11 protein-coding genes are annotated in these 15987 nt (G+C 36.7%); 5 read left to right on the top strand and 6 right to left on the bottom strand.

Annotation, left to right across the window (positions count from 1 at the left end; translation table 11 throughout):
* Positions 1 to 15: 15 nt before the first annotated feature.
* From BLR30_RS13950 to BLR30_RS13975, 6 genes are all read right to left on the bottom strand, one after another.
* Entirely contained in the window at positions 16 to 1140 is a 1125-nt protein-coding gene (locus BLR30_RS13950) for a carboxylate-amine ligase (protein ID WP_089860143.1), read from the bottom strand.
* A gap of 22 nt (positions 1141 to 1162) precedes the next feature.
* The gene (locus BLR30_RS13955; RefSeq protein ID WP_089860146.1) at positions 1163 to 2116 is read right to left on the bottom strand and encodes an ATP-grasp domain-containing protein; all 954 of its coding nucleotides are present in this window, start codon (positions 2114 to 2116) and stop codon (positions 1163 to 1165) included.
* Positions 2117 to 2154: 38 nt separating this feature from the next.
* The gene (locus tag BLR30_RS13960; protein ID WP_089860148.1) at positions 2155 to 2868 is read right to left on the bottom strand and encodes an alpha/beta hydrolase-fold protein; all 714 of its coding nucleotides are present in this window, start codon (positions 2866 to 2868) and stop codon (positions 2155 to 2157) included.
* Between the two features lie 99 nt (positions 2869 to 2967).
* Positions 2968 to 4179, bottom strand: coding sequence for an ATP-grasp domain-containing protein (locus tag BLR30_RS13965; protein ID WP_089860152.1), 1212 nt, complete (start codon positions 4177 to 4179; stop codon positions 2968 to 2970).
* Positions 4180 to 4319: 140 nt separating this feature from the next.
* A complete protein-coding gene (locus BLR30_RS13970) occupies positions 4320 to 5735 on the bottom strand; it encodes a leucyl aminopeptidase family protein (protein WP_089860155.1) in 1416 nt (471 codons plus the stop codon).
* Positions 5736 to 5738: 3 nt separating this feature from the next.
* Positions 5739 to 6860 carry an alpha/beta hydrolase-fold protein gene (locus BLR30_RS13975; RefSeq protein WP_089860159.1) on the bottom strand — a complete coding sequence of 374 codons (1122 nt, stop codon included), beginning with the start codon at positions 6858 to 6860 and terminating at the stop codon, positions 5739 to 5741.
* Positions 6861 to 7081: 221 nt separating this feature from the next.
* Between BLR30_RS13975 and glgB the strand changes: the two genes are divergently transcribed.
* From glgB to BLR30_RS14000, 5 genes are all read left to right on the top strand, one after another.
* On the top strand, positions 7082 to 9028 hold the full coding sequence (gene glgB / locus BLR30_RS13980; protein WP_175443671.1) for a 1,4-alpha-glucan branching protein GlgB: 1947 nt from the start codon (positions 7082 to 7084) through the stop codon (positions 9026 to 9028).
* Between the two features lie 7 nt (positions 9029 to 9035).
* The gene (locus BLR30_RS13985) at positions 9036 to 10442 is read left to right on the top strand and encodes a glycogen synthase (protein WP_089860164.1); all 1407 of its coding nucleotides are present in this window, start codon (positions 9036 to 9038) and stop codon (positions 10440 to 10442) included.
* A gap of 38 nt (positions 10443 to 10480) precedes the next feature.
* Positions 10481 to 11749 (top strand): glucose-1-phosphate adenylyltransferase, encoded by a 1269-nt coding sequence (locus BLR30_RS13990; protein WP_089860167.1) that lies wholly within the window; start codon positions 10481 to 10483, stop codon positions 11747 to 11749.
* Between the two features lie 169 nt (positions 11750 to 11918).
* Positions 11919 to 12959, top strand: a complete 1041-nt coding sequence (locus BLR30_RS13995) for an SRPBCC domain-containing protein (protein ID WP_089860170.1) — start codon at positions 11919 to 11921, stop codon at positions 12957 to 12959.
* A 124-nt stretch (positions 12960 to 13083) separates the two neighbouring features.
* Positions 13084 to 15900 carry a 2-oxoglutarate dehydrogenase E1 component gene (locus BLR30_RS14000; RefSeq protein ID WP_089860176.1) on the top strand — a complete coding sequence of 939 codons (2817 nt, stop codon included), beginning with the start codon at positions 13084 to 13086 and terminating at the stop codon, positions 15898 to 15900.
* Positions 15901 to 15987: the final 87 nt, after the last annotated feature.

Below are 15987 nucleotides of genomic sequence, written 5' to 3' on the forward strand. Positions count from 1 at the left end.
TTTTTTACAAATTTATCAAATATTATGAAGCAATTCTCCGTGAGTGATGCCATATTCAGTTTCTGAGATCATGTAATCAACTACTTTCGTAAGATCCCCTGTTTCTTTGAATATTCTGAGCTGACGGTCTGCGCCGGTTCCGTTTTCAAGAATTGTCCAGGCGTATTCCACCTCTTTTCTGCATCCTAAATCGTCTACAACATCATCTATAAATTCTAAAAGTTCTTTCAATAAATCAGGATAGGGAACAGATTCTTCTTTTCCAAAATCAATTAAATGCGCTTCGATGCCACTTTTGGAAGCTCGCCATTTATTTTCATTAAGCAATAATCTTCTGTAGCTTCTGAAACTTAAATTCTGTTGATGAAGTTTGTAGATTTTTGCTACTAATGATTGCATGATGGCGGCCAGACAAACGGTTTCTTCAATTCTTAAAGGCATATCACAGATTCTGAATTCAATGGTGGGATAAAACGGATGAACCCTGAGATCCCACCAGATTTTTTTTGCATTGTCGATTGTTCCCGTCTTTACCAAAAGGTCAACATAGCTGTCAAATTCCGCAAGAGAATTGAAAAAACTCGGTATTCCTGTTCGTGGAAACTTTACAAAAATTTCCTGTCGATAAGATTTAAAACCTGTATTTCTGCCGATCCAGAATGGCGAATTGGTAGATAGAGCATAAACGTGAGGAAGAAAATATCGCATCACATTTTGTATTCTCACACCTTCCTCGCGGTTCGGGATTCCGATATGAACATGAAGTCCGAAGATGAGATTTCCACGTGCCACATCACCCATATCGTCGACGATTTTGTTATACCGTTCACCATTGGTAATCGTATTGTGTTCCCAATTGGAAAAAGGGTGGGTGCCACCACCTGAAACACGAAGTCCCTGCTCGTGGGCTATTTTGATAAGATGCCTTCTCAGATTTGTTAATTCAGTTTTTGCTTCCTGAATGTTCTGGCAAATCCCTGTTTCCATTTCGATCATGGATTCGTGCATTTCGTGCTTTAAATTTTCACTTAAAACAGCTTTTCCGCCTTCAATAATTTTCGAAACATGAGAGATCAGGTCTCTGCTCTCAACATCAATGATCTGATATTCTTCTTCGATCCCAATAGTAAATTGATGCATTTTTTTTCGTGTTTTATGTTTTTTATTTAATAGAATCTTTTACAAAATTTCCCCAGGCGATATTAGGTTTTCCGGGAACATATTCTTTGGCTTTTTCTACAGCTAATTTAGCCGAGTGCTCTACAATCCATGCGAAATTTTCTTCTCCTACAGAATTTCTGTCGGCATCAGGTGCAGGATTACAGAAGTCAATCGCATAAGGAATTCCATCCCGAACCGCAAATTCCACGGTATTGAAATCATAGCCTAATGCTTCATTCATTTTGATGGTGTAATCATGAATGGTTTTCAATAATTTTTCCAGTTCTTTTCCTTCTGTTTTGTGAGTTGTTTCATATCTCAGATGAGGGGCATTTCTCGGTTCGTAAGGCATAATATGAACATATTTTCTGCCTAAACAATATACCCTGTAGTAGTCATCAAAAATAATTTCTTCTTGTACCATCATCACAAGCTGTTCGGTTTCTGCGTGCTTTTCCCAGAGGTCTTGCGGATTTTCTACGCGGTACACGTTTCTCCAGCCACCGCCATCGTGAGGTTTCATATAAGCCGGAAATCCGACATAATCAAAAATATAATCCCAGTCATGAGGAAATTTCAGATTTCTGAAAGAAGTTTCTGAAGTATTGGTTGGTCTTTCATAGGAGGGAAGTAAAACTGTTTTCGGAAGCGGAATTCCGAGTTTTGTCATTAAAGCATTATTGAAAAATTTTTCATCCGCGCTCCACCAAAAAGGATTATTAATTACATACGTTCCGTTCAGTGCTGCATTTTTAAGATAAGCTCTGTAAAAAGGAACGTCCTGCGAAATTCTGTCGATAATAACGGCATAGTTGTAATCTGCGCCCTGTTCCAGTTTGTCAATATTTACAGGTTCTGCAACAATTTCACCTTTTCCAAGCTCATTTACCTTATCAATAAATGCCCAGGGAAATGTATCTTCCATACCGAATAAAATTCCAACTTTTTTAACCATAATTGTATTTTTTTGTATTGTTTATTATTTATTTAAAGTTAAGAGAAAAATGCTCCGATGAACGTCGGAAAAACCATTCGCCATAAAGGCCAGTCGTGATTGATCCATTTTCTTTCATCATACCAGAAATCAATTCCTTTGAAACGTAAAATTTCTGCCATTTCAATGTTTTTATCTTTGCAGATATCCTGATCGGAAGTGCTTAAAACGATGTGCATATGTTTGTATTTCCAGGCTTCATCATTTTTTACAAATTCTCTCGGGCAATTGAAGTACACCAGATCATCTGAATATCCATCCATGAAATTTCTTATGCTAAAAGCTCCTGAAAGACAAATGAGATGCGAAACGACATCCGGAAATCTGAAAGCGAAATTGGCCGCGTGATACCCTCCGAAACTTGCTCCCGCCACAGCAACACGATGAGTTTTGTGAATTTTCTGAATATAAGGGACAAATTCCTGAATCAGAAACTGCACATATCTTTCATAATTTTTAATTCGTTGTTGTGGCGATATGTTTTCATCGTAAAAGCTCCAGTTATCAATAGTTTGAATATTATAGAGCTTCACTTTTCCGTGCTCAACAAACCAGTTGATGCTTCCGTTCAGGTGAAAATCATGATTTTGCGTATAAAGACCCTGAGAAGTAGGAAACATAATAATTGGGTGACCGTAATGTCCTGTGACTTCTATTTTCAGGCTTGTACCCAAAATATGTGAATAATAATCTGTATGTTCTATATGCGGCATATGGTGTTATAAATGATAATTTATGAATGATAATCGATTATCAATTATCAGTATTTTCGCTAACTTCTAACTTCTAACTTCTAACTTCTAATTTATTCATCAGCTTGTCGGTTTGCTTTTCGGAGGAAGGATGTTTAGCATTTCGGCATGAATTTTTTCGGCTGCATGGTCCAGTCTCTCCTGAATAATATCAGGATCATTTGATTTATAAACAATCCCAACGTGATGATCTATTGGTAAAAATTTAACCGTTTCAGGACTTTCAAACTTAGTATAGTCAGCCTTTTCATCTTTAATTAAAGCAATGATTAATCCTGAATAATACCCCGTTGGTTTTTGGATCTGATAATCTTTTCCTTTAAGCAAGGCATCCTCAATTTTTGCCCATTCTCGCCAGATATTAATGTTGCTTGATGCTTCCACTAAATCAGGAATATGAGCACCTCCAACTCTTGAAGAAGTTTCCAAAAAGTAATATTTTCCGTTTTCTTTACTGCGGATAAATTCTGTGTGAGTCGCGCCATTCATTAGCCCAAAATTGGAAAGAACTTTTGCATTGGCCTGCTCAAGAGCCTGAAATTCATAGGAATATCTTCCCAAAGTTTTTGTTCTGAAAACTCCGCCTTCATGAGAAACCTGCATCGGAGGAGCCAGATATTTTGAAGCGGAAGTAAAAACGATTTCTTTATTAAAAGTAAGGCTGTCAACATGATACACGTCGCCTGGCTTAAAGCTTTCCAGTAAAAATAAGTGTCGTTCTTCTCCAAGATTCTTCAATGCTTCCCAAAGATCTTCCCTGGAAGTCAGTTTTTTAATTCCTGAAGCTGAAGCCTCCGAACGGGGTTTTAAAACCCATGGGGCGGAAACTTTATCAATAAAATCATTAACCTCATCATTATTAAAAACCGCAGTGAACTCAGGAACATGGATGCCGGAATCTTTTGCTTTTTGTCTCATTGCAAGCTTGTCCCTGAAATAGCGATGTGTGGTCTGTCCCATTCCGGGAATACGGAAGGTTTCTCTGATCAAAGCTGCTTTTTCAACATCATAGTCATCGAGGGCAATTACGGCGTGAACTTTACGAGTCTGCATCAGGTAAGAAAACCCCTGGATAAGATGATCGAGATTCCAGACTGAGGGTTTTATCTCAGGCATATAGAAAACTTCATCTATAGCATGCCACGGCCAGTTTTTCTCTTTAAGATTTTCGGATGTTACAAGAATTACTTTATTACCGAGGTTTTTCATTTCGTCCATGAAATCATAACCTTTGTAATAGCACGAAATGCATACTATTGTTTTCTCCTCCATATAATGTTTTTTAGTTTTTAATGAAATTTAAAAAATGAAATACTTATTTCTTTAGGTATTTATTACTAAAGTAGTAAATAAAATAAATATTTGAAAATTTCATATCAATTATACAGAGAATTTTTGTAATAAACTAATTTTTAGTGATAATTTTCGATTAAATCTGCCAGTAATTGTACGCCGAACCCCGTTGCAGCTTTTTCTTTTGCATATCCTACATTTCCGAAAGCGACTCCTGCAATATCAAGATGTGCCCATTTCGGATGCTCTTCTATAAACTGTTCTAAAAATTTTGCAGCTACAATACAGTCACCAATAGGTTTCATAGATATATTCTTGATATCGGCAACATCAGACCTTATATCATCTTTCCAGACATCCCAAAGTGGTAAATTCCAAAGTTTCTGGTTGGTTTTATCTCCTGTTTTTATCAGTAGGTTTTTCAGTTCTTCATTATTCGAGAACATTGCTCCGCAGGTGTCACCGAACATTCTCACCGAACTTCCTGTTAAGGTAGCTAGATCAATCAGAAAATCTGTTTTGAAATTTTTTGCCATATAAGAAAGTCCGTCTGCAAGGATCATCCTTCCTTCAGCGTCGGTATTTAATACCTCAATTGTTTTTCCGTTGTATGCTGTAATGACATCACTTGGAAGGAATGCATTTTCGGAAATAGCATTGTCCGTAATGGGTAAAATAGCAATAATATTTACATGAAGCTGCATTTCTGCAGCATAGATTAAAGTTCCCAGAACAGCAGTGGCACCACCCATATCCGATTTCATATAGTGCATATTGTCCGGGTTCTTCAAAGAAATTCCTCCTGTATCAAACAGTACACATTTGCCAACCAAGCCGAAGGTTTTTGCATTTTTAGCAGCAGTTTTATATTCAAGAATTGTGAAGGCGGCGTCATAGGCACTTCCCTGGTTTACCGAAAGATATGCTCCAAGGCCAAGCTCCTCACACTTTTTTCTATTGAATGAAGTATATTTCAGATCATATTTTTTAGCTAAATTTTTTAAATATAAACTGAAAATATCCGGTTTTTTAAGATTAGCCGGCTTATTCAGCCACTCCTGACAGGCAATTTGACCATTGCTGATTGCCTCGGCTTTCTGACTGATGAGATCCAACTTTTTCTGACTTAAATTCTCAAAATGCAATTCAAATTTTGCATTCCAGAAAGCGTGCGTTTTTTCAAAAGGATAATGATAAGTACCTATCAGAAGTCCTTTTACAAATTCTTCCAGTTGTTTTTCATGCATAAAATCTCCAACAATGAGTGTAGCGACTGCTGACAGCTTTTCTTTATACACCTGCGAAAATTTAACCGCAACCTGTTGAATTTCAAAAAAAGCCGAATCTGCTTTACCCAAACCTATAAAAAAAGCAATTCCTTCTTCCTGCACATTGATAAAAACTTCATGTTTTTTACCGGTGAAAAATGCAGAGATGTTTTTATTAAAATTTTTGGCTGTTTTTATCCATTCTTCTTCAGAGAAAAGATGAAAAATCTGAGTGTAGTTTTTATTTTTTTTATTGACTAATTTCATAACTTACTTTTTAATAATTTTTTGATGAGGTTTTACTTCAACCGGATTTTCTGTGTTGTCATAGAAAAGCCATTCTATAGCTCTTGGGAATTCCTGCGACCAGTAAAATTCATTATGTGTTCCTTCCGGGTTGATGCTCGTTCTGAACTCAAAATCAAAAAGATTTTTCTTTTCCCACCGTTTAAGATACTGCTCAAAAATATGAATTCTTTTAACCATTTTGGATCCTTCCTGACCTCCACCATAAAGATAAATTTTCATTTTGAAAGGAATTCTGAAATTCATCATCGGAAAATTATTATCAGGTTCTACCCACAGTGACGGGGAAAATATAAGCATCTTGGAGTAAACTTCAGGATAAAGAAAACCGCTGTAAATGCTGATGAGGGCACCCAGAGAACTTCCTCCGATTCCTGTATTATCACGGTCTCTTTTGGTTCGGTAATGTTCATCTACAAAAGGCTTCAGTGTATCTGTGACGAAGCGGATGTATTTTTTTCCTTCCGAGCCATTTGCTATATGGTCATTGTCAAAAATGTATTCTTTAATTCTGTCATCGCTGCCATGTTCAACAGCAATGATGATGATATCGCCACGTCCGTATTCTGTTAATACTGAAAGCTTCTTATCGATTTCCCAGTTTCCGTATTCGCTGCCTTCATTGAAGAGATTCTGAGCATCCTGAAGATAAAGAACCGGATAATGTTTGTCTGAGATGTAATAGTCGTAGGGAAGAAGCGCCCATACTTTACGGTGACGATCCAGCTGAGGAATGTAAAATTCTTCCGAAATAACTTCTGCGATGGGGAAAAATTCTTTTTTGAATGGTCCCCAGTTCAGTCTCCACTTTTCAACCAGATCAGAGCTTTTACCAGCAGATTTCTTTATTTTCCTGTTGGGTGTAATATTTCCAAACTTGTCGAGTTCTACATTTTCCCAGCCACCTTTAGTGAATTTATATTCAATATTTTCCGGCAAAAGCTGGTCGTCGATTTCTATAAAATAATTTTGTTTTTGGTATTGAGAAAGGATATAACGCTCATCTCTCGGGTTCCAACTGTTGAAGTTTCCCGTGATATAGATCTTTCTTTCATCATTTTCTTCGGTATAGAGTTCAAATCTCATCCATGCGTTTTTTACAATTCGGAAGGATAAATTTAGAATAAAATCTCTTTATGACAAATTATTTTTAAATTCAAAGGGAACACTCCTGAAAAAACTCTATATTTGATAGAAACAAGTGATGATATGCATTTAACATAATAATTACTTCAATATTTATTAACAATTCTTTCTGATTTTTTTAGTAGTTTCAGAGAAATATTAAAATTTAAATCAAAACCGTGATGAATTCGGTTAAAACATACACTCTTTTTACGGATCATGATATTTATCTTTTTAAAGAAGGTAAACATTATAAGCTGTACGATAAATTCGGTGCACATTCCGTACAAAAAGATGAAATACAGGGCGTTTACTTTTCAGTATGGGCACCTAATGCCAAAAAAGTTTCTGTGATCGGAAACTTCAACAACTGGAATCATAAAGATCATATTTTATTTCCAAGATGGGACGGATCAGGAATCTGGGAAGGATTTATCGCAGATCTTTCCTGGGGTACGTTGTATAAATATGCTATAGAAACAGCCAGAGGTAAAATTCTTGAAAAAAGTGATCCGTATGCATTAAGCTGGGAGCAGAATATTCAGGCTGCATCACTGGTGTCTACGACATGGTACGACTGGAATGACAAAGAGTGGATGCAAAACCGCTGGAAAAGAAACAGTCTCAAAGCTCCGCTTTCTGTATATGAACTTCATATAGCCTCCTGGATGAGAAATGAAAATGATCCTGAAAGATTGTTGAATTATCGGGAGATTGCTGAAAAGCTTGTACCCTACATCAAAAAAATGGAATTCACACACGTTGAATTCATGCCGGTGATGGAGTATCCGTATGATCCCAGCTGGGGTTATCAGATTACCGGTTTTTTTGCCGCAACTTCCCGTTTTGGCTCACCACAGGATCTGATGTTTCTGATTGATGAACTTCATCAGAATGATATAGGAGTCATTTTAGATTGGGTTCCTTCTCATTTTCCTGGTGATGCAAACGGCTTACATCGATTTGATGGTTCTTATCTTTATGAGCATGAAGATCCTAGAAAAGGTTTTCATCCCGACTGGAAGTCCTACATTTTCAATTACGGAAGAAATGAGGTAAAATCTTTTTTAATTTCAAATGCGATGTTTTGGCTGGAGCGCTATCACGCCGATGGACTGCGTGTAGATGCGGTTACGTCTATGCTTCATCTTGATTATTCCCGAAATGAAGGAGAATGGGAACCAAATATTCATGGTGGAAACGTAAATCTTGAAGCGAAAACCTTTTTACAGGAATTTAATACCGCTGTTTATAAAGAATTCGGAGATAATATCATAACGATTGCCGAAGAAAGCTCAGATTTTCCTTTGCTGACAAAACCTGTTCACGACGGTGGTGTCGGCTTCGGAATGAAATGGATGATGGGCTGGATGCATGACACACTGGATTACTTTAAAGTAGATCCTATAGAAAGGAAATTTCATCATCATAAGCTGACTTTCGCATCGATGTATATGTACAATGAAAATTACATGATGCCTTTGTCTCACGATGAAGTTGTGCATGGGAAAGCAAGCCTTATTTATAAGATGTTTGGTGATGAATGGCAGAAATTTGCCAATCTCCGGGCTTTGTATGTTTATATGTTTACACATCCGGGAGCTAAGCTTTTATTTATGGGTGATGAGTTCGGACAGACAAAAGAATGGGACTTCAGGAAAAGTCTGGACTGGCAATTGCTTGTATATCCTGTTCATAAAGGTTTACAGCAATTGGTGAAAGAGCTTAATCACTTATACAGACATGAAACTGCTTTTTACGAAAATCAGTTCAATCATTATGGATTTGAATGGGTGCAGGCTGATGATCTAGACAATTCGGTATATATTTATCTGAGAAAAGGAGAAAAAAAGGATGATGTATGCATGGTTATTCTCAATCTCACACCAAGAGTGATCGATTATAAGATCGGTGTAGCGGCGGGAAGCCATTGGGAAGTTATTTTTAATTCCGATGATGAGCAATATGCAGGGAGTGGGGTAAAAGCAGATATTTTCAATGAGCAGTATGAGGATTATATGGGTCATCAAAAGTCAATCAGCATCAATTTACCTCCTCTGGCTGGGATTATTTTAAAGAGGAAAGATAAAAAGTATAAGCAGAACAGAATTAAAAACCATAAAAGATAAGTTAGAAATGATAATTTACCATCTAAGTACGGAATGTTATCCGGTAGCAAAAGTCGGGGGGTTGGCAGATGTCGTAGGTGCTTTGCCGAAATATCAAAACAAAATTAAAGATATTGAAGCGAAGGTTGTTATGCCATGGTATAACAAATCATTTATTTACGATCATGAGTTTGACATAGTTTTTGATGGTTTCATACACCAGGGAGGAAATATGCTTCAGGTGCAGGTTTTGAAGGAAAAATCTGATGTTTTAGGCTTTGAACTGTATATGGTAAAAATTCCGGGATTGCTGGACAGGGATAATCCTTATGGTTATCAGGATGAAAATTTTCAGTTTATCGCATTTCAGCATGGCGTTTTACATTGGTTAACAGCCATGAACATTCGTCCGGATGTCTTGCACTGTCACGATTATCATACGGGATTGGTTCCTTTTATGATCGAAAACTGTGCGGAATTTTCATTTCTGAAAGGTGTAAAAACAGTAGGGACTATCCACAATGGTGAATATCAGGGAATGATGAGCTGGGAAATGGCAAAATATCTTCCATCTTTTGATCCATACAAATGGGGATTAATGGACTGGAACGGGCTTATTAATCCTTTGGCCAGTATGATTAAATGTGCGAATGCATTTACGACAGTTTCACAAGGATATCTTGAAGAACTTTTTGTAAGTTTCAGAGGGTTGGAAAGCCTTGTTAGAGATGAATTCAGTAAAGCGTATGGAATCATTAACGGTATTGATACTGAAGTCTGGAATCCGGAGACCGACCCGATGCTGGATTTTAATTTTAACAGTGAAAATGCCGTTGAACAAAAAAGGAAAGGTAAAGAAAAACTTTGTAAAGAATATGGCTTAAAGCCGGAACTTCCATTTTTTGCCTTTATCGGAAGATTTGCAACCGAGAAAGGAGCAGATTTGCTGCCCGATATTGTATGGAGAAGTATTAAGCAAAGCTATGGCGGGCTTAATATCATGATTCTGGGATCAGGAAATACTTATATAGAAAATAAGCTTAAAGAATATGAATATACCTACACCAATTTTGCACTGGATTTAGGATATAAAGAACATCTTTCGCATAAAATATATGCTTCGGCGGATTTTTTGCTGATGCCTTCGAGAGTAGAACCTTGTGGTCTTAATCAGATGTATTCGATGAGATACGGTACGGTGCCTATTGTACGTTATACGGGAGGTCTGAGAGATACGGTAGAGGATATTTCTACAGGTGGAGCAGGGATTAATTTTACCTATCCCGGCGTAGATGATGTAATTCATGCAATGAATAGGGCATTAATGTTGTATAATCAGAAAGATGTAATGGAAAATCTGATTCACGCCAATATGAATTTTGATTTTGCATGGGAAAAGTCAGCAGAAAAATATATAGCTTTATATAATCACTAACAAAATATTATTAATAAGTTAAAAACGCAAGATAAACTATGAATCGCAATGTAATTTCCATTGTTTTAGGAGGGGGTAGGGGAACGAGATTGTTCCCGCTCACATATTCAAGATCAAAACCTGCCGTGCCGATCGCAGGAAAATACAGATTGGTTGATATTCCTATTTCAAATTGTTTAAATTCAGGATTAAATAAAATTCTTGTCCTGACACAGTTTAATTCGGCTTCTTTAAATGCCCACATCAAAAACTCTTATCATTTTGATATTTTTAGTAAAGGATTTGTAGATATTCTTGCGGCGGAACAGAATGTTGAAAATGAAAATTGGTATCAGGGAACGGCTGACGCAGTACGCCAGTCGATGAAACATTTGGAAAAATATGATTATGATTATATTTTAATTCTTTCGGGAGATCAGCTTTATCAGATGGATTTCAGGGAAATGCTGAATTTCCATATCGAAAAAGGTGGCGATGTCACTATTGCTACGATTCCTGTGAATGCGAAAGATGCAACAGGCTTCGGAATTTTAAGTTCTGATGATGAAGGCAATATCACTTCTTTTGTTGAAAAGCCAGGATATGATATGCTGGATGGCTTGCAATCTGAAGTTTCTGAAGAGAATAAACGTTCTGGTAAAGAATACTTGGCTTCCATGGGGATTTATATTTTTACAAAAAGCATTCTTAAAAAAATGTTTGAAGAGGGTGCCGGAGATGACTTTGGGAAAGATATTATTCCAAACTCTATCGGGAAATATACAACACTCAGCTACCAATATGAAGGCTATTGGACGGATATTGGAACCATTGAATCTTTTTATGAAGCTAATATTGATCTTTGCCAGGATTTTCCTCAGTTCAATCTTTTCTCCTCTTCTCCGATCTATACCAGAGCAAGAATGCTTCCGCCGTCGAAAATCAATGGCTCTTACGTAAGCAAAGCGGTTTTTGGAGATGGATGTATCATTATGGCTGACAAGATTGAAAATTCAGTCATTGGGAACAGAACGAGAATAGATAAAGGAAGTACCATTGTAAATTCATATGTTATGGGTTCAGATTTCTATCAGGATACGACCGAAATCGTCATAAATGACGAAAGAGGTCAGCCTAATATGGGAATCGGGAAATACTGTTATATTGAAAAAGCAATTTTGGATAAAAACTGCTACATCGGCGATAACGTACGCATTATCGGAGGAAAACATCTTAGCGATGGCGATTATGGAACGTATTCAGTTCAGGATGGAATTATTGTGGTAAAAAAAGGCGCGGTTCTTACGCCCGGAACTCATATTGGGTAGGAAATAAGGAAGTGTAAAACTTGAAATTTTTGGAGGGTTTGATTAATTAAAATTTTAAAAAAATTAAACATGAACTTCCATCCTCTATCATTTATCTTCCAACTAAAAATAATTAAAACAGAGTGGCCATCATATTGGTCACTTTTGTTATTTTCAATACATTTGCACGATGCGTTTTTTAAAAATCATAGCGGTAATTGTTATTTTGCTGATAGGAGCTTATGCGGCTTCTATGTACTATTTTGTAGATGAGAGCAAAGATTTTAGGATCGAAAAAGAGATTGATTATCCGGTAGAAAAAGTCTTTAATCAGTTTAATAATCTACAGAATTTCACCCGCTGGAATAATTTCTTTACAAGTTCCAAATCTATTGATATCGATTATTATACGCCTTATGAAGGACAAGGGAGTTCTATCAGTTATACAGATTCTAAAAATGATACCGACGGAGAAATGTTCCTACGTTACGAAAACCCCAACAAAACGTTAAGATATCAACTTTTTGAAGACAAAAATGAAAGCCCTACTTCGGTCGATGTAAAATTTAAAGCTGTTTCTCCGGAGAAAACTAAAATTACGTGGATTGTTCATACTCCCAAATTATCTGTTTTGAGGCGTGTCGAAAATTTCTGGACGGAAGACCGGTTCGCCGAGAATATTGATAAAAGTATGGTAAATCTCAACAACGTTTTAGGAAATAAAGTAGAGAAAGACAATCAGATGGCTGCTATAAAATATGACAGTATAATGGTTGAAAATGAAGAAGAAAAACTGCTGCTGGGAATTAATGTAAGTACTTCCAATAAAAAAGATGCGCTTTACAAAAATATTGTGATGAATTATAACAAAATTTATAATTACACCACAATGGATTTAGGCAAAAAAGATGATGAATTCGGATTTCCTGTGCTCATCACGGATGCCGATAATTATAAAGATAAAGAAGTTTCTTATTTCCTTGGAATTCCTTTGTCTAAAAAGTTTGGACTGACCGATAACAATTTCAGCTTCAGAACACAGGCGGCTACTCAAAACTACGTGATGTATTACAAAGGTAATTATGCCGGAAGAGTGAAAGCAATACAGCAATTGATCCAGAAAGCGAAGAAAGATGAAATGCGTTTTAATGACATTAGGCAAACCTTTATTGAGAGGCCGGCAGACGATCAGGATGTTAATATGAAACTCTCATTATCAGTCTTTAAGTAAATTGAATGTAATTATTTATTTTATAGTTTTTTTAATAGTTTAAAGGCTGCTCCAAGTCGGTTTTTTTTATTAAATTTGAGGATTAATTCTATAAACAAATTTTAATAACAGATAAACTGTAATAATGGACAGATTTTCATTCCTAAACGCAGCTCATTCTCAGTTAATTGAGGATTTATACCAACAATACTTAAAATATCCGGACTCTTTAGAACCATCATGGAAAGCCTTCTTTCAAGGCTTTGATTTTGCTTTGGAAAACTACGGAGACGACGATAATATACAATATGTTCAGGCTTCCGCGGTTTCAGCTCCTGTAGTACAGCAGGCAGCACAGGCCGCTTCAAATGGTGAAGTTCCTGAGCACATCAAAAAAGAATTTAAGGTAGTAAACCTTATCGAAGCGTACAGAACGAGAGGTCATCTGTTTACAAAAACCAATCCTGTAAGGGAAAGAAGACATTACGCTCCGACTTTGGATATCGAAAATTTCGGTCTTGACAAGTCTGATTTAAATACAAAATTCAACTGTGCAGTGGAAACAGGGATGAAAGGTCCTGCCACTTTACAGGAGCTTATCACACATTTGCAAAACATCTACTGCGATTCTATCGGTGTGGAATATATGCACATCAACAATGTTGAGGAAAAAGACTTTATCAAGCAGTGGCTTCAGGTTAATGAAAATCATCCCAACCTTTCGGCAAATGAAAAAACTGAAATTTTATTAAAATTAAACCAGGCGGTAGCCTTTGAAAATTATCTTCATACAAAATTTGTTGGCCAGAAAAGATTCTCGTTGGAAGGCGGTGAAACATTGATTCCTGCATTGGATCAATTGATTACAAGATCTTCTCAGTTGGGCGTTGATGAGGTTGTTTTAGGAATGGCTCACAGAGGTAGATTAAATGTATTGACTAATATTTTTGGTAAATCTTACAAGCAAATTTTCTCTGAATTTGAAGGAAAAGAATTTGAAGAAGATGTATTTTCAGGTGACGTTAAATACCATTTAGGTTCATCTAAAAAGATTAAAACAGCTTCAGGGGAAGAAGTTGCCATCAATCTGACTCCGAACCCGTCTCACCTTGAAACAGTTGCAGCACTCGTGGAAGGAATCTGCCGCGCAAAAGTTGACGATAAATACAAAGGAGATTATTCTAAAATTTTACCGATCGTAATTCATGGTGATGGTGCGATCGCAGGACAGGGTATTGCTTACGAAGTCGCTCAGATGATGACTTTGGAAGGATACCGAACAGGAGGAACAGTTCATATCGTTGTGAATAATCAGGTTTCTTTTACAACGAATTATATTGATGCAAGATCTTCCACTTATTGTACAGACATTGCAAAAGTAACAGAATCTCCTGTAATGCATGTAAATGCCGATGATGCAGAAGCGGTGGTTCATGCAATTCATTTCGCAGCTGATTTCAGAGCGAAATTTGGTAAAGATGTCTACATCGATTTATTAGGATACAGAAAATACGGGCACAATGAAGGTGATGAGCCAAGGTTTACACAGCCTAATCTTTATAAAATTATCTCCAAACATCCGAATCCAAGAGAAATCTACAAAGACCAGTTACTAAAAGACAGCGTGACTTCAAATGACGTTATTGCTAAAATGGAGACTGAGTTCAAAGCATTGCTGGATGAAAATTTCGATGCATCCAAGGAAATTGAGAAAAATGTAATGGATGTTTTCATGGCAGATGACTGGACAAATTATCCGATTGCTAAAAGAGGAGCCGTTCAGGAAGCTGTTGATACTAAATTTGATTTAGAAAAGCTGAAGGAACTGGCGCTTAAAATGTCAACACTTCCGGCTGATAAAAAGTTTTTAAACAAAATCACAAGACTTTTCGAAAACAGAATCAAGGCTATTGAAGGCAATTCATTAGACTGGGCTCTAGGTGAATGGCTGGCTTATGCAACGCTTCTTGTAGAAGGTCACAATGTGAGAATTTCTGGGGAAGATGTGGAAAGAGGAACCTTCTCTCACAGACACGCTGTTGTGAAAACCGAAGATACAGAAGAAGAATATATCCCGTTAAGACATATTTCAGAAAGCAGATTTGATGTATATAATTCTCACCTTTCAGAATATGGTGTTCTTGGATTCGATTACGGATATGCCATGGCTTCCCCTAATACATTAACGATTTGGGAAGCTCAGTTCGGAGATTTCGTGAATGGTGCTCAAATCATTGTAGATCAATATTTAGCGGCAGCTGAAGAAAAATGGAAAATTCAGGATGGCTTAGTAATGTTGTTGCCTCACGGTTCTGAAGGCCAAGGTGCAGAGCACTCTTCCGCAAGACTGGAAAGATTTTTAACACTTTGTGCCAATGAAAATATGGTAGTTGCGAATATTACTTCACCTGCCAACTATTTCCATTTGTTGAGAAGACAATTGAAGTGGTCTTTCAGAAAGCCATTAATTGTTATGAGTCCAAAATCTCTGTTAAGACATCCAAAAGTAGTTTCTCCGCTTGAAGATTTTTCAAACAAAGGATTCCAGCCTATTTTAGACGATCCTACTGCAGATCCTGCAAAAGTTGAAAAATTAGTACTTTGTTCAGGTAAATTATACTTTGAATTATTAGCTAAAAAAGAGGAATTAAAAGCTGAAAATGTGGCATTGGTAAGATTCGAGCAATTATATCCTTTACAAACAGATGCGATTGAGGCAATCTTCAATAAGTATGATAACAGAAAAGCTCTTGTATGGGCTCAGGAAGAGCCTGAAAACATGGGAGCGTGGTCTTATATTCTTAGAAATTTCAGAGATACAGGAATTCAGGTGGTTGCGCCGGTTCCAAGTGGTGCACCGGCTCCGGGAAGTCACAAAATGTTTGAAAAAAACCAGAATGCAGTAATCAACAGAGTATTCGACAGAAATGATGCTCCGGTAAAAAGACCAGTAACAGCTTAATTAAAAAACGTAGAAATTAGAGGTTAGAAATTAATTTTTCATCTTTTATCGATTTCTCAAAGTTTAAAAAAATAATAAATAAAAAAA

The organism is Chryseobacterium taeanense (genome assembly GCF_900099685.1).
Classification (GTDB): Bacteria; Bacteroidota; Bacteroidia; order Flavobacteriales; family Weeksellaceae; genus Chryseobacterium; species Chryseobacterium taeanense.

Excerpts from the sequence above, each read along its gene's own strand:
- BLR30_RS13950 (WP_089860143.1), bottom strand. The coding sequence starts at position 1,140 with ATGCATCAATTTACTATTGGGATCGAAGAAGAATATCAGATCATTGAT.
- BLR30_RS13955 (WP_089860146.1), bottom strand. The coding sequence starts at position 2,116 with ATGGTTAAAAAAGTTGGAATTTTATTCGGTATGGAAGATACATTTCCC.
- BLR30_RS13960 (WP_089860148.1), bottom strand. The coding sequence starts at position 2,868 with ATGCCGCATATAGAACATACAGATTATTATTCACATATTTTGGGTACA.
- BLR30_RS13965 (WP_089860152.1), bottom strand. The coding sequence starts at position 4,179 with ATGGAGGAGAAAACAATAGTATGCATTTCGTGCTATTACAAAGGTTAT.
- BLR30_RS13970 (WP_089860155.1), bottom strand. The coding sequence starts at position 5,735 with ATGAAATTAGTCAATAAAAAAAATAAAAACTACACTCAGATTTTTCAT.
- BLR30_RS13975 (WP_089860159.1), bottom strand. The coding sequence starts at position 6,860 with ATGAGATTTGAACTCTATACCGAAGAAAATGATGAAAGAAAGATCTAT.
- glgB (WP_175443671.1), top strand. The coding sequence starts at position 7,082 with ATGAATTCGGTTAAAACATACACTCTTTTTACGGATCATGATATTTAT.
- BLR30_RS13985 (WP_089860164.1), top strand. The coding sequence starts at position 9,036 with ATGATAATTTACCATCTAAGTACGGAATGTTATCCGGTAGCAAAAGTC.
- BLR30_RS13990 (WP_089860167.1), top strand. The coding sequence starts at position 10,481 with ATGAATCGCAATGTAATTTCCATTGTTTTAGGAGGGGGTAGGGGAACG.
- BLR30_RS13995 (WP_089860170.1), top strand. The coding sequence starts at position 11,919 with ATGCGTTTTTTAAAAATCATAGCGGTAATTGTTATTTTGCTGATAGGA.
- BLR30_RS14000 (WP_089860176.1), top strand. The coding sequence starts at position 13,084 with ATGGACAGATTTTCATTCCTAAACGCAGCTCATTCTCAGTTAATTGAG.